This is a genomic window from Asticcacaulis sp. P4_H10 (genome assembly GCF_056400965.1).
Genome location: NZ_JBFUKH010000004.1, coordinates 111,510 through 125,165, shown reverse-complemented (window position 1 = coordinate 125,165; position 13,656 = coordinate 111,510). Strand labels below are relative to the sequence as shown.

Below are 13,656 nucleotides of genomic sequence, written 5' to 3'. Positions count from 1 at the left end.
GCGGTGGGAGGGGCAATCCTCCGTCATTTGCTTACGCAAATGCCACCTTCCCCGTAAACAGGGAAGGAAGGCAGTCATTACCGTCTGAGACCTTCCATGCCCAAGATCACCTACATCGAACATAACGGCAAAGAGCACACGATCGAGGTCAAGGTCGGCCAGAGCGTCATGGAAGGTGCCGTCAAGAACAACATTCCCGGTATCGACGCCGATTGCGGCGGCGCCTGCGCCTGCGCCACCTGCCACGTCTATGTCGATGACGCCTGGAGCGAAAAGACCGGCACGGCCTCGGTCATGGAAGAGTCGATGCTCGACTTCGCCCAGGAGCTTCAGCCAACCTCACGCCTGTCATGCCAGATCATCGTCAAGGATGAATTCGACGGCCTGATCGTCCGCATGCCGGCGGACCAGCACTAAAGCGATATGCCAAAAAGTGTGAAGCGGTATTTGGCGACATATCGCGGCCTGCGCTAAGCGCACTACTCGACACTGATTGTGTTGACATTATCCGGCCTCTGCCGTTCAACTACATATGCCTATGTGTATGCGGTCCGGCGAGCCGCAGGCGTTTCAACAAACAACAGACCTGACGGGCACCGCCGCGGTAAACGCGGCGGGAAATAGGGGCGAAACATGGCGACGATACCCACTCTGGATACCTGGCTCAGTACCACCAAGCTGTCGTGGAAACCGCGCAGCAGCGAGATGAAGGCCATCGACAAGGCCATCGACACCTATTGGAAGAGCGGTGCCGCAGCCTCGGCTGCCGCTGCCACCAACCTGCGCAATATCCGCTTTGCGCTTGAGGCCTGGAAGAAGACCAAGGGCGCGGCATGGGAAAGCTCCGAGCGCAACAAGCCACCCGTCAAGCCGATCTCTGCGCTGGACCAGGCGTTGAAAACGGCGGCGACGGCCGGCCTCAGCCCCGAAGAGAAGGCCGCGCTCGACTATATCGCCGAAGACCGCGAGCGCCGCATGCGCCAAATCTTTGCCCACGCGGAGATCAACCTGCGCATGATGGACATCCAGAACCAGGTCCGCGCCGTGTCCAACGACCTTAAGGGCAGCGTCGAGAGCAACTATCCGGCCGACAGGGAAAAGGCCAAGAAAAACGCACTGCAGCACACCACGGCGTCCTTGCAAGGCAATCATAAGATTTACAAGGAAGTGAAGAAGGTCACGACAGCCAGCAAGAAGGCGGTCACCGCCATCAAGGCTGTCGGCAAGGAAGCCGGCAAGGAAAGCGTCAAGGAGGCGGCCAACGGCGCATTTTCCGCGCAGCTGGGTGAAATTCGCTCCGCCCTGAGCGAGATGTTTGGTGAGCCGGTCCGCGATGTCATGGGCTTCCTGCGCAATCTGCTGATGGAAAACGGCATGAGCAGCCTGCTGCATACGGCTGAGAAGATCGCCGACATGCTGCCCCTGCTGTCGCTGGTCTCAGGCGGCATCAAGGCGCTCGTCTCGGCCGGCACAGCCGTTTACCGGGCCTATAAGCAACGCAGCTTCGGCAAGCATTCGTTTGCCATCGAACCTGGCGCGCCGGCCAAGGCGTTCGAAGCCGTGCAGATCCTGCTGCGCCGCGACACCCGCGATGCGGTCGCCAAGGCCGCCATCGATGGCGCCCAGTTCGGCGCCAATCTGGCCCTGACTGCGGCTCATGGGGTCGGCTCCGCGTTGTCCCCCGTCGTGTCTGCCGCCGGCGCCGCAGCCAATGCCATCCGCGTCATCACCATGTTCGCCATCAAGATCCGCGAAACCCTGCGTATCCGCAGGATCCTGAAGAACCCGGCGAAACTCGACGCCAGCGTCTTTGCTGAGGCGCCCCTGATGGGCGCCTACATGCTGGCATGCTCCAACACCTCGGACATCGTCGCATTCTGGTACGAAACCTTTGGCGCCAACGGCTGGATGGACAGTGTCGAAGAGATGGTCAAAAAGCACATCAATCCGGTGCTCGACACCTGCCGTAAATACATTCAGGCGTCACCGTTTATCATTACCGGCGTACCACTGCACCGCTCGGCCTACGGCAACACGATAGCCGGCAAGGCCGTTGACAAGGTCGTTGGAAAGTTCGTCTAAGCCCACCGATCGTCACACACACAACGCCGCCAGCAAGGCGGCGTTCGTCGTTCTGGCCTGCGTGGGCGGGTGGTTTTTGAGCACGTGCAATTTCGCTTCCCACTTTTCCGAATGCGCTTTAAGCCTGCCTTACCACACCTGATTGCACGCGATGCCCCTGTCTCTCAAAGCTTACCTGCCCCGCCCCATGGCCGTCAGCACCACCGAGCGCATACGTGCGGCTGCGGGTGGCGGCATCGGCATTGCGGTTACCGCCTTCCTCAGCCTGGCGATCGCCAGGTCGCTCGGCCTGTCGCCGTGGCTGGTCGCACCCTTAGGCGCCAGCGCCGTGCTGGTTTTTGCCGTGCCGTCCTCGCCCCTGGCCCAGCCCTGGTCCGTCGTAGGCGGCAATACGGTTTCGGCTCTGGTCGGCCTTCTGATGTGCAACCTGATCCCGGACCCGGTCGTTGCAGCGGCGCTGGCCGTCGGCTGCGCCATAGGGGCTATGTTTGCCACGCGCTGCCTCCACCCGCCCGGTGGCGCCATGGCCTTGCTGGTCGTCCTGACGCACACCAAGGCCTGGGAGTTCGCCCTCTTCCCGGCCCTGACCAATTCCATACTGCTGGTCGCGGCGGGCGTCGCCTATAACTCCCTCACCAAGAAGGCCTATCCGCACCTGGTGGCCACCGCTCCGGCCGCGACGGCATCCGGCCTTATGCGCATCAGCGAAGCCGACCTGGCCCTGGCACTGGCCGAAGAGGATGAAACCCAGGTCATCGCGCCCGATACGCTTAGCCGCATCCTGGAGCGCAGCGAAGTCCGCGCATGGCAGCGCATGGCCGGCAACAAGACCTGCGCCGGTATCATGACCTCCCCTGTACACACCGCCCACTTCGGCAGCCATCTTCGCGACGTCTGGGCTCTATTCCAGACCCACGACATCAAGGCCGTGCCGGTGATCGACCGCAAGCACCGTGTCCACGGCATCATTACGCCGGCTATGATCGCAACCGAGGCTGAAAAACACGGCGGGCTCAAGGCGATGCTGGCGCCCAGAGGCACGGCCCATTCCGAAATGCCGGAAGCCGCCGTCCAGGTGATGAGCGAAGACTATGTCACGGCGCGCGACACGGATGCTTTGGATGGGCTGATGCCACTGTTCTCAAAGGGCGATCGCCGCCACGTCCTGGTGCTGGACGCGGATCGCAAGCTGGTTGGGATTATCAGCACGTCAGACCTGATGCGCGCCGTGTTCCACGCGGCTTAAGCCACGTCCTCGACGTCGCCGCCATCTTCCAGCGTATCGACGATGCTAAGCGGCTCAGGCGTGTGCTCTGGCTGCGGAACGCTCTGTCCGGCGCGGCTCTGGTTCGGCAGGTGGATTTTGAAGCTGGCGCCTTCGGTCGGCTCGGATTCGAGCGTGATCCAGCCGTCGTGCAGTTCGACCAATGCCTTGACCAGGGCCAGGCCCAGCCCCGGACCACCGCGCTCACGGCCGACATAGCGGTCGAAGATGTGCGCCTGGACGTGATAGGGGATGCCACGGCCGGCATAGGCAACCTCAAGCTCGAGAGTGTCGCCTTGCTTGTTGGCCCTGAGGTTGACCGTGCTGCCTGACGCGGCGTTGCGGATGGCATTGCTGAGCAGATGATCGAGACACTGCCCCAGGCGGCGCGCGTCGACATGGACGGTATCCGCCTCCAGGACGCCTTCATAGTCGAAGTTGACACCACGCGCCTTGAACATCTCGGCCTGGCGTGTGCCCGATTCCACGACGATGTTGAGGAGCCGGACATCGGCCGGCGCGACCGACATTTCGCCGGCATCGATCTGCGCCATATCAAGCACGTCATCGATCGATCGTGCCAGCTCCTGGGCGGCCGACTGGATCGACTCGAGGAAGGCCTTTTGCTTGGTGTCCTGGCCCTTGTTCTGGGCGTGCAGCAGGTCGGCATAGCCGACGATCGTCGTCAGCGGCGTGCGCAGTTCGTAGGAGACGTTGGCGACGAAGTCGCGCTTCAGGCGCACCGACTCGTTCAGCGCCTCGTCGCGGGCATCGATGGCCTTTTCAAGCTGGCGCGTCGCGGTGATGTCGGAAAATGCCACAAGCGTCGCGCCATCCGGCAGGGGTTGCGTCCGCCATTGTGCCAGCCGGCCATCGGAGATGCGAATCTCACCCAACTGCGGCGCGCGCGCCAGCGGGTCGGTGTCGGTGACGCGGGCCTTCAGCTCGGACCAGAAGCCGCGATCGTGGACCAGCGGCAGGCACAGCTCGGCGACCTGGCCAAAATCCATGACCGGATTGATATCGTCGCTGCCCAGTTCCCAGAACCTGTCGAACGACTGGTTGCGCAGGCGCAGGCGCCCGTCACTGCCGAAGACGATGACGGCGTCGTTCAGTTGGTCCAGTGTCGATTTCTGCACCTGGATCAGCGAGTTGAACTGAGCCTTGAGCTTCAGCTCGCCAGTCTTGTCGCTGAACAGCAACAGCAAGCCACCCAGCGGGTGTGGCTGACGCACCACCCGCATCGAGCGGCCGTCAGGCAGGGTCCACATCTCGTCGGCGGCCGTCTGGGTCAGGCCGTAGAATTCCAGTTCGCGCACCTTGAAGGCGCTGTAGTCAGAGGTTTCCGGCAGGCGACGCTTCTGGCGCAGGCGATCGAGCCATTCGCCGTGGGTCGGGCGTTCGGCCAGCCAGGCCGGTTCCAGTTCCCACAGTTTTTCAAATGCGCGGTTATGAAAGGTCAGCTGCTTTTCCGGGCCGAAGATGGCGACGGCGTCTTCGAGCGCATCCAGTGTCTCATCGTGCGCCTTGGCGTGGCGCTTCAACGCTTCGCGGCTTTCCTCGGCCTCGGTGACGTCGATGGCGTAAGCGCAGGTATAGGCGTCGTTCAGCGGCTCGGCGATGATATGGAAGGACCGGCGCTGGCCGTTGACGGTGATCCAGCGGAAACCTTCGCGGCGCGCATGGCCACCGACCGCCTCTTCCACCAGCGCATCGGCGCTGCGGTCAAGCGTGGCATTGGTCCTGAGCGCCTCTTCCAGGTTCGGCATCTCGGTTGCCTTCAGGAAGGCGCTATTGGCCCAGACGATGCGGCTGTCGCGGGCACAGATCCAGCACGGCGCCGGCAGGTGCTCGGCCATCTGGGCGAACGGACCCGACGACAGCGACGCCTTGGCGCCGGCGATGGCCAGGCGAATCCACGCCGTGGCGCCGGACGACTTGCCTTCGACGACCAGGGTGACACCGGCGGGCGCGCCGACAAAAGTTCCGGAACCTTCGGCAAACACTTCGAAGCGGCACGAGCGGCCTTCGGAAATCAGGTTTTGCAGGCCTTGCGCGGCTTCTGGTGAGGTCTCGCCCAGCGCTTCGACGACGCGCGGCGCAAATTCGCTTTCCTTGACGCCCTTCAGGCCCAGGGCCTCGGCACAATGTTTCAGGGTGTCATCGCCCCAGACCAGGCGGACGGCATCGCCTTCGACGGCAAGGAAGGCCTCATCGAAGGCCGAGGTCGCGGCATCGAGTTCGCTTAAAGTCACATCGCGCAAGGCCAGGTCGGCACGCAGGGCTTCACGCGCCACCGTCGTGCGTTTCCGCAACCGCCACGCCAGGTAGGTAGTGGAGAGCGCAAGCGCCATGGCTCCCGCTGCCGCCGTATAGGCTATTGACTCCATGGCCATAAAAGCGTCCGCCAGTACTCGTCCGAATCAACTTGATCCTTCACTATAAATCAACTTGCCTGACAAGGCTGGAAAAAAGAAAACCGCGATTGCGCGTAACGGATCAGAGGGTTAGGATGCAACGGATCAAATCATGAACATCGGTACTCATGGCCCTGCCGCTCTATCCTGTCGCTTCTGATGGCCACGATGCCCTTGCCCAGTTGCGGCAGGGCGACGGCGTCCGGTTTGCCCGCGAAAAGGAAGCCGAAATCGCGGCGAACGGCCGGGTCGATTTCGTCACCCAGTCGATCGGGCCGCTTTACGACAGCGAGGACGAGGCGCGGAAAACCTATGCATCCGTGCTGGATGACAGCCGGGTCTGCGTCCTGACCTGCCGGCGCAAATCGTCCCCGCCGAAGAAGCGCGTGTCGGTCGAGCCCGTGCTGGAAAACGGCGTGCGTTGGCCCAAGGTGCCTGTGCCGGTGGACAGCGTCTGGCAGTTGTCGGTCAGCTACTGGAAGCCACAACCAGCTGCGCGTTCGGCTGGAGGTCAGGCACCGAGCGGTCAGGCGCGCCGTTTGCGCAAAAACGCCAAAGGCCTGGAGCTGACGCGCGAGCAGATCCTGGCGCTGATGGACACGCCTATGACTGCCGCCCGGCCGCAGAAGGCTTTGGATTTCGGTCTGTTCGATTTCATTCCGCCGGACAATCCGGGCATCGTGATCGCGGACGAATAGGACAGAAATTCAAGATGGCGAGGCGAAAACCGTTAGCTTCCGAGAAACGGAGCGGAGCGTACTTAAGTACGTGAGCACCGTATCGCAGGAAGATGACGGTTTGCAGCCCGTCAGGTTGGATTTCACTTTGGCGCGCGCTTCGCCAGAATGCGCTGTAGGGTCCGGCGATGCATATTCAGCCGGCGGGCGGTCTCGGATACGTTCTGGCCGCATAAGGCATAGACCCGCTGGATGTGTTCCCAGCGCACACGATCGGCCGACATCGGATTTTCCGGTGGCGGCGGCGCGTGGTCTTCAACCACCAGCAGCGCCTTGACGACGTCGTCGGCATCGGCAGGCTTGGACAGATAGTCGATGGCGCCGGATTTCACCGCAGCCACCGCCGTAGCGATATTGCCGTAGCCCGTCAGCATGATCGCCCGCGCGTCGGGGCGCTTCTTGTTCAGCGCCTCGACGGCTTTGAGGCCATTGCCGTCTTCCAGGCGCATGTCCATGACGGCGAAAGCCGGCGGCGTCTTCTCGATGATGTCGAGCGCTTCGTGGACGCTTTCGGCCATGGTCACCGCAAAGCCACGGGTTTCCAGGGCGCGCGCCAGTCGGTTCCGAAACGGTGCGTCGTCATCCATCAATAACAGAGACTTGTCGGTCAGCTCGGCCATGCGGGTAGAAATCGCTGCCGCCAGGCTGTCGGTGTGGTGCGGATCGTCACTCATGGTGTGTTCCTGCTAAGTATCTGTAGACAAGATATCTATCGGCTCACGCCGCCACAAGGCCCGGACGTAGGCGCCGCCTTCTTCGCGGTTACCGAAAGTCACCGTGGCCCCGGTATGTTCGCACAGGGTCTTGGCGATAAAAAAGCCCAGACCCATACCGGAATGGCTTTGCCCGGCAGCCTTTCCAGCCGGCAGCTCGTCGTCCTCGCCATAGACGCGCGACGAGATATAGGGCTCGCCGAGACGCGACAATATGTCCGGCGAAAAGCCCGCGCCATCGTCCTCGATCGTCAGGCTGACGAAGGAGCGGGTGACGTCAAAGGTCAGAAACACCGTCGTGCGGGCAAAGTCGGTCGAATTTTCGACAAAGGCCGAGACGGCGTGCAGCCATTCGGGACGGCGGCGAATACGGTATGCGTCAGCGTCGCCGTCTTCAGAGGTGACAGAAATGACGAACTTGCGACGGCTGGCGGCGTAAGGCGCTGCGGCGGCTTCAAGAAAGGTCTTGAGCGGAATTTCGTCATAGACCGAATCGCGCTGCTCCGGCTTGGTCGACAACGATTTTAAGATGTCGCGGCAGCGCTGGCTTTGCGAGACCAGGAGCTGGGCGTCCTCATAGAGCGGGTCGTTTTTCTTCAGGCTGCGCAACATCTCCTTGGCGACGACCTGGATGGTGCCAAGCGGGGTACCCAGTTCGTGCGCCGCCGCCGCCGCCAGGCTGCCAAGCGCGCTCAGGCGGTGTTCCTTTTCCAGCACTGCCTGGGTGGCGCTGAGGGCCTGCTCCATCTTGGTCGCTTCGAGTGCCGCCTGCCAGGCGTAGCCGGCGGTAAACGCGATGCCGACGATGATGGCGCTCAGGAAACCGTAGCGGTAGATGTCAGGCAGGGCAAAGCTTTCGCCCGGCAGCCATGGCAGTTCCAGCGACCAGAAGGCCAGCCCGAAAGCCGAAGCGATGGCAACCCCGATGACCGGCAGGGCAAAGCGCGTCGGCAGGTTGGCGGCGGCGACCGTCGCCGGCGCCACCAGCATCAGGCAGAACGGATTGTTAAGCCCGCCGGTCACGCCCAGCAGCGCCGTCAGTTGCAGGGCGTCGAACGACAGCTGGATCGCCGCTTCCCAGCCGTGCATGCGATGGGCGTTGCGGCGATTGATCGTTAGGACCAGGTTCAGCCAGGCACTGGCCATGATGATGGCCAGGCAGGTCCACAGCCGGATCTGGAAGCCGAAAACATAAGCGATCAACAGCACCATGCCCGTCTGGCCGAGGATCGCCAGCCAGCGCAGCAGCACCAGGGTGCGCAGGCGCAAGTGGTCACGGCCTTCGGTCAGGGTCAGGGGTGCGGCATCGTCGCCGTTGAAAAAGGCCTGAAGGCGATTTAGGGTCCGGCCTGACATCGTTACGTCCTTAGTTTGATCTTTCCTTATAAACCGAAGCGGCGCCCGTGAAACAGATGACAAAAATACGCATCGGCATCATCGCCGCGGCTTTCGTCCTTCTTGCGGGGCTGGCGGCTTTCAGCTGGTACCAGACCCTGACCGGACCGCGCGTTGTTACGAGCGAGATCGACCCTAATGCCCGGCAACTGGGCGGCGCCTTCACCCTGACCGACCAGAATGGCCGCACGGTCAACGAATCGATCCTGAAGGGCAAATGGACGGCGGTCTTCTTCGGCTACACCTATTGCCCTGACATCTGTCCCCTGACACTGCAATCGCTGGCGCGCACCAAGGCCGCCATGGGTGACAAGGCCAAGGACCTGCAGATCGTCTTTATCTCCGTCGATCCGGCGCGCGATACACCAGCGAACCTCAAGGCCTATCTTGAGAGCGGTGGCTTCCCGAAGGGCGTCATCGGCCTGACGGGTACACAAGCCCAGATCGATGCGGTCACCAAGGCTTACGGCGCCACCGCCACCCGCAAGGGTGATGCCGACAGTTACACGTTTAACCATACCGCGCTTGTCTATCTGATGGACCCCAAGGGCAATTTCAATGCGCCGCTGACCGAGGACCTGCCGCCGGAAAAGAGCGCGAAGATGCTGCGTGAAATCATGCGCTCGCCTTACTGAGCAAAGAATTCCGCCACTTATTTTCGATATGCTGCACCACAATATAATTTGAACGACCGTGTAACCATTTGGCAGCACGGCCATGATAGTGTTAGCTATACGTTCAGTAACCGGTGTGACATTCCAGATGCTCTATTCCCTGCACGAATATGCCTATTACGGCGCGGCCCCGTTCCGCGCCCTGGCGCAGATGACCCGGGACTTCTGGGGTTCCAAGCTTAATCCGGCTTCGGACACGGCGATCGGGCGTACCCTCTACGCTTCGGCCGAGCTGTTCTCCAACGTCACCAAGCGCTACGGCAAGCCCGAATGGGGCTTCGACAAGATCATCATCAATGACAAGGACGTCCGCGTCTCGGTCATTCAGGACTGGGACAGCCCGTGGTGTCGCCTGCTGCGTTTCCAGCGTGACAATTCCGACCTGCGCCGCGCCGGCAAAAGTACGGCCGCGCCCGCCGTCCTGATCGTCGCGCCCTTGTCGGGCCACTATGCGACCCTGCTGCGCGGCACGGTCCAGCAGTTCCTGGTCGACCATGACGTCTACATCACCGACTGGGCCAATGCCCGTCAGGTGCCGGTGCTGGAAGGCCGTTTTGACTTCCACTCCTTCATGGACCACATCCGCGACATACTAACCGCCATCGGCAGCCGCGTTCACGTTGTCGCCGTTTGCCAGCCTGGACCGCCGGTACTGGCGGCCGCCTGCTTGATGTCGCAGGATAATGATCCGTGCCGCCCGGCCTCGATGACCTTCATGGGCTCGCCGATCGACGCGCGCTTCAACCCGACCGTGACCAATAACCTGGCCCAGGAAAAGCCGTTCACCTGGTTCCGGTCGAACATGATCCATACTGTGCCGCCGCCCTATCCGGGCGTTGGCCGCCGCGTCTATCCGGGCTTCGTCCAGCTCTATTCGTTCATGAGCATGAACGAAGAGCGCCACACCGACGCCCACTGGGAATATTTCAATTCGCTGGTCGAAAGCGACGGCGACGGTACGCAAAAGCACCTGGAATTCTATGACGAATATCTGTCGGTGCTGGACCTGACAGAAGAATTCTACCTCCAGACCATCAACCTGGTATTCCAGACATTCGCCCTGCCCAAAGGCGAACTGGTCCACGACGGCCGTGTCGTCGACACCAAGCTTATCACCGACATCGCACTGATGACGGTTGAAGGCGAAAAGGACGATATTTCGGGCGTCGGCCAGACCCAGGCAGCACACGCCATGTGTCCGAACATTCCGGAAGAGAAGAAGGAACTGTACGTCCAGAAGGGCGCCGGCCACTACGGCGTCTTCAATGGCCGGCGGTTCCGCGACGAGATCTATCCGCGCATCCGCGATTTTATCGCCAAGAATGATGTTCTCAGCTAAGCGCATTCCGAAAAGTGCGCAGCGGTTTTCGGATAGAATGCGCGTATGAGAATCAACTCTACTGAGTATCAACCTGGTGAGAGCCTCGATTTCGGCGATTATACGCTGCGCCTGAAGGTCAATGCCCGCGCACGTCGCATATCCTTGCGCATCGATAACAAGACCGGCGACGCCATCGTTACCGCGCCGCGCCCCAAGCATCTGAAGGACGCGGTTGAGTTCGCCCGTACGCGTCACGACTGGATCCTGCAGACCCGGCGTGGCCAGGAGCGGCCTCAGCCATTTGCGCCGGGTACCGTGATTTCGATTAAAGGCCATGCCGTGACCCTGGCAGAACGGACCGGTGTGATTACGCCCAAGGCTGAGCAGGCCGCGGATGGGACGTGGTTGCTTGTTTCAAGCGGCGACGGCGCGACCTATGCCAAGCGGGTCGAGCGCTATTTGCGGCAGCTTGCGGCCAAGACGCTTCAGACGGAAACCGACACCTATGCCTTAAGACTAGGCGTGTCAGGCGTGAAGGTATCGCTCAACGATCCGAAAGGCCGCTGGGGATCGTGCACCCCCAGCCGCAAGACCATACGCTATAGTTGGCGCATCATCATGGCGCCGCCGCAGGTCCGGCAGTACCTTGTGGCGCACGAGGTCTCGCACCTTCGGCATCCCGACCACAGTCCGGCCTTCTGGAACTGCGTGACCGAAGTGTTCGGCGGTGCGTATAAACCGCATCGCGACTGGCTGAAGAAACGCGGGCACGAGCTGTTCAGGTATCAGTAAGGCTTCGCGGGGTCGCGGACCCGCACCCCATTCATTGTTGGAGCTTGAATGATCTGAATAGCTCAATAAAAAACGGACCCCCAAAAGGATCCGTTTTTTATTGAGCTATTCAGATGAACCAGACGCGGACAACGATCGGGGTGTGGGGCCTGTGGCCCCACAAAACCTTTACTGATTGCCCTGCTGCGCTCTCGAGAACACGTCGTCCAGCGACGGGTCCCTCTTTTCATCCTTCTCTTCCGGATTCGGAATAGGCTTCATTGTGACGACCGGTGGCAGGCCATTGTCATTGGCCGCCTGTGACGACTGGACCTGGCCGGCCTGCGTCCCCAACAGCGCATCGAGCGCGTCCTGGGCCACATTGCCAAGCTGCGAATCCGCCGGGCCGACCGGGATCGGGCTGACCTGGATACGACGCAGAGCTGAATTCATATAGGTCTTCCAGATCGCCGCGGGCGTGCCGCCACCGGTGACCTTGCCCTTCATCGGCGTATTGTCATCGCGGCCGACCCAGACCACGGTGACGAAGCCGCCGGTATAGCCGGCAAACCACGCATCGCGATAGTCGCTGGTCGTACCCGTCTTGCCGGCCAGGTCGTAGCCCGGCATGTTGACGCCCGAACCTGAGCCGTGCTGAACGACGCCGCGCATCATCTGGTTCATGTAGACCAGCGGCGGGTTGTTGACGACCTGGACACGGCCGCCGTCCTGGTTCGACTCGCGGTACTGATACAACAGCTTACCCTGGGCGGTGCGGATACGGATGATGCCGTGCGCCGTCGCCTTGAAGCCGCCATTGGAGAACGGCACATAGGCCTGCGCCATTTCGATTGGCGACACTTCCGATGTCCCCAGCGCCATGGCCGGGTCGGTGTTGATCTTTGAGGTGATACCCATGCGTCGGGCAACCGAGGCGACGCGATCGCGGCCGACATCATTGGCCAGACGGGCAGCGACTGTATTGATAGACTGCGCCAGGGCGGTCTGGAGATCGATCAGACCCATATATTTCTTGGTGTAGTTTTCCGGCGACCAGTCACCGATGCTGTAGGGCTCATCGACCACCGGCGTCGTCGGCTGATACCCGGCCTCCATGGCCGTCAGATAGACGAACGGCTTCCACGACGAACCGGCCTGACGATAGGCGTTGGTAGCACGGTTGAACTGCGATTCCGCATAGGACACGCCACCGATCAGGGCGCGGATACGGCCTTCGCCATCGACCGAGACCACGGCGGCCTGCTCGACGCCCTTCTTGGCGTCGCGCGCCATGATCTGCTGGACGGCGCGCTCAGCGTCGGTCTGGATCGGCAGGTCCAGCGTCGTTTCGACGATCAGGTCTTCCTTAGGTTCGCCAACCAGGCCACGGATGTTCGAGTCGAGCCAGTCGATGAAATACTGGGCGTGCGAGGTCGCCAGCGTCTTCGAGACATTGATCGGCTTGGACAGGGCGCCTTCATACTCTTCCTGCGTGATGACCTTATCATCCAGCATTTCCTTGAGCACGATGGTGGCGCGCTTGCCGGCGCGTTCCTTGTCCGACAGCGGCGAATAGGAGTTGGGCGCTTTCATCAGGCCGGCCAGCATGGCGGCTTCGCCGACGGTCAGGTCCTTGGCTTCCTTGTTGAAGTAGCGCTGCGCCGCCGCCTCGATGCCATAGGCGCCGCCGCCGAAATAGACACGGTTGAGGTAGAGGCCGAGGATTTCCTTCTTGGTGAACTTGTGCTCAAGCCAGACGGCCAGCATCAGTTCCTGGACCTTGCGCTTCACATTCTGATTGGCGCTGAGGAACAGGTTGCGCGCCAGCTGCTGAGTGATGGTCGAGCCGCCGGCGAGGTTGGCGCCCTTGCGCTTGAACAGGTTGCGCACGACGGCGCGGCCCATGCCCATCGGGTCGAAACCGATATGGTGGAAGAAGCGCTTGTCCTCGATAACCACGAAGGCCATGGGCACATAGTGCGGCAGCTCGGTGACGTCGACCGGCGGCGCGTACTGGCTGCCGCGCACGGCGATCAAGGCGCCGGAACGGTCGAGATAGGTGATCGAAGGCTGGCGCTCGGTCTTGTAGAGCGACGACGTATCGGGAAGATCAAGCGCCATGACGCCCAGGAAGACGACGCCGAACATGACCATCCAGATCAGTCCCACGGTTCCCCAGTACAACACGGCCTGCAGCGGTGAACGGCCGCCTTTTCCCGAACCCGGGAACTTGCCCATAGCCATAATTATATAATCCTCACTGAAATGGCCGTCATCCGCAC

Annotated in this window: 11 protein-coding genes; 7 read left to right on the top strand and 4 right to left on the bottom strand. The window is 61.7% G+C overall.

Going from position 1 to position 13,656, the window contains the following annotated elements:
• The first annotated feature begins 96 nt into the window (after nucleotides 1–96).
• The 3 genes from AC1DON_RS08695 (at nucleotide 97) to AC1DON_RS08685 (ending at nucleotide 3,328) form a co-directional block, all read left to right on the top strand.
• Complete coding sequence (locus tag AC1DON_RS08695; protein ID WP_476934392.1) at nucleotides 97–417, top strand: 2Fe-2S iron-sulfur cluster-binding protein; 321 nt, start codon at nucleotides 97–99, stop codon at nucleotides 415–417.
• A gap of 216 nt (nucleotides 418–633) precedes the next feature.
• A complete protein-coding gene (locus AC1DON_RS08690) occupies nucleotides 634–2,082 on the top strand; it encodes a hypothetical protein (RefSeq protein ID WP_476934391.1) in 1,449 nt (482 codons plus the stop codon).
• Nucleotides 2,083–2,269: 187 nt separating this feature from the next.
• Complete coding sequence (locus tag AC1DON_RS08685; RefSeq protein WP_476934390.1) at nucleotides 2,270–3,328, top strand: HPP family protein; 1,059 nt, start codon at nucleotides 2,270–2,272, stop codon at nucleotides 3,326–3,328.
• Here AC1DON_RS08685 and AC1DON_RS08680 read toward each other — a convergent pair.
• Nucleotides 3,325–5,742: a PAS domain-containing sensor histidine kinase gene (locus AC1DON_RS08680; RefSeq protein WP_476934389.1), complete on the bottom strand. Its 2,418-nt coding sequence runs from the start codon at nucleotides 5,740–5,742 to the stop codon at nucleotides 3,325–3,327. The two genes, AC1DON_RS08685 and AC1DON_RS08680, sit on opposite strands and share 4 nt — an antisense overlap.
• A 149-nt stretch (nucleotides 5,743–5,891) precedes the next feature.
• On the opposite strand from AC1DON_RS08680, the gene AC1DON_RS08675 reads away from it, so the two are divergent.
• Nucleotides 5,892–6,461: a hypothetical protein gene (locus AC1DON_RS08675; protein ID WP_476934388.1), complete on the top strand. Its 570-nt coding sequence runs from the start codon at nucleotides 5,892–5,894 to the stop codon at nucleotides 6,459–6,461.
• 122 nt (nucleotides 6,462–6,583) lie between these two features.
• On the opposite strand, the gene AC1DON_RS08670 is transcribed toward AC1DON_RS08675, so the two are convergent.
• Complete coding sequence (locus AC1DON_RS08670; RefSeq protein WP_476934646.1) at nucleotides 6,584–7,120, bottom strand: ActR/PrrA/RegA family redox response regulator transcription factor; 537 nt, start codon at nucleotides 7,118–7,120, stop codon at nucleotides 6,584–6,586.
• 66 nt (nucleotides 7,121–7,186) lie between these two features.
• Entirely contained in the window at nucleotides 7,187–8,569 is a 1,383-nt protein-coding gene (locus tag AC1DON_RS08665) for an ActS/PrrB/RegB family redox-sensitive histidine kinase (RefSeq protein ID WP_476934387.1), read from the bottom strand.
• 56 nt (nucleotides 8,570–8,625) lie between these two features.
• On the opposite strand from AC1DON_RS08665, the gene AC1DON_RS08660 reads away from it, so the two are divergent.
• From AC1DON_RS08660 to AC1DON_RS08650, 3 genes are all read left to right on the top strand, one after another.
• The gene (locus tag AC1DON_RS08660; RefSeq protein WP_476934386.1) at nucleotides 8,626–9,243 is read left to right on the top strand and encodes an SCO family protein; all 618 of its coding nucleotides are present in this window, start codon (nucleotides 8,626–8,628) and stop codon (nucleotides 9,241–9,243) included.
• Between the two features lie 127 nt (nucleotides 9,244–9,370).
• Complete coding sequence (locus tag AC1DON_RS08655; RefSeq protein WP_476934385.1) at nucleotides 9,371–10,621, top strand: polyhydroxyalkanoate depolymerase; 1,251 nt, start codon at nucleotides 9,371–9,373, stop codon at nucleotides 10,619–10,621.
• 45 nt (nucleotides 10,622–10,666) lie between these two features.
• Nucleotides 10,667–11,395 (top strand): M48 family metallopeptidase, encoded by a 729-nt coding sequence (locus tag AC1DON_RS08650; protein ID WP_476934384.1) that lies wholly within the window; start codon nucleotides 10,667–10,669, stop codon nucleotides 11,393–11,395.
• A 168-nt stretch (nucleotides 11,396–11,563) separates the two neighbouring features.
• Here the strand turns inward: AC1DON_RS08650 and AC1DON_RS08645 are convergent, their stop codons facing one another.
• Nucleotides 11,564–13,618: a transglycosylase domain-containing protein gene (locus tag AC1DON_RS08645; RefSeq protein WP_476934383.1), complete on the bottom strand. Its 2,055-nt coding sequence runs from the start codon at nucleotides 13,616–13,618 to the stop codon at nucleotides 11,564–11,566.
• Nucleotides 13,619–13,656: the final 38 nt, after the last annotated feature.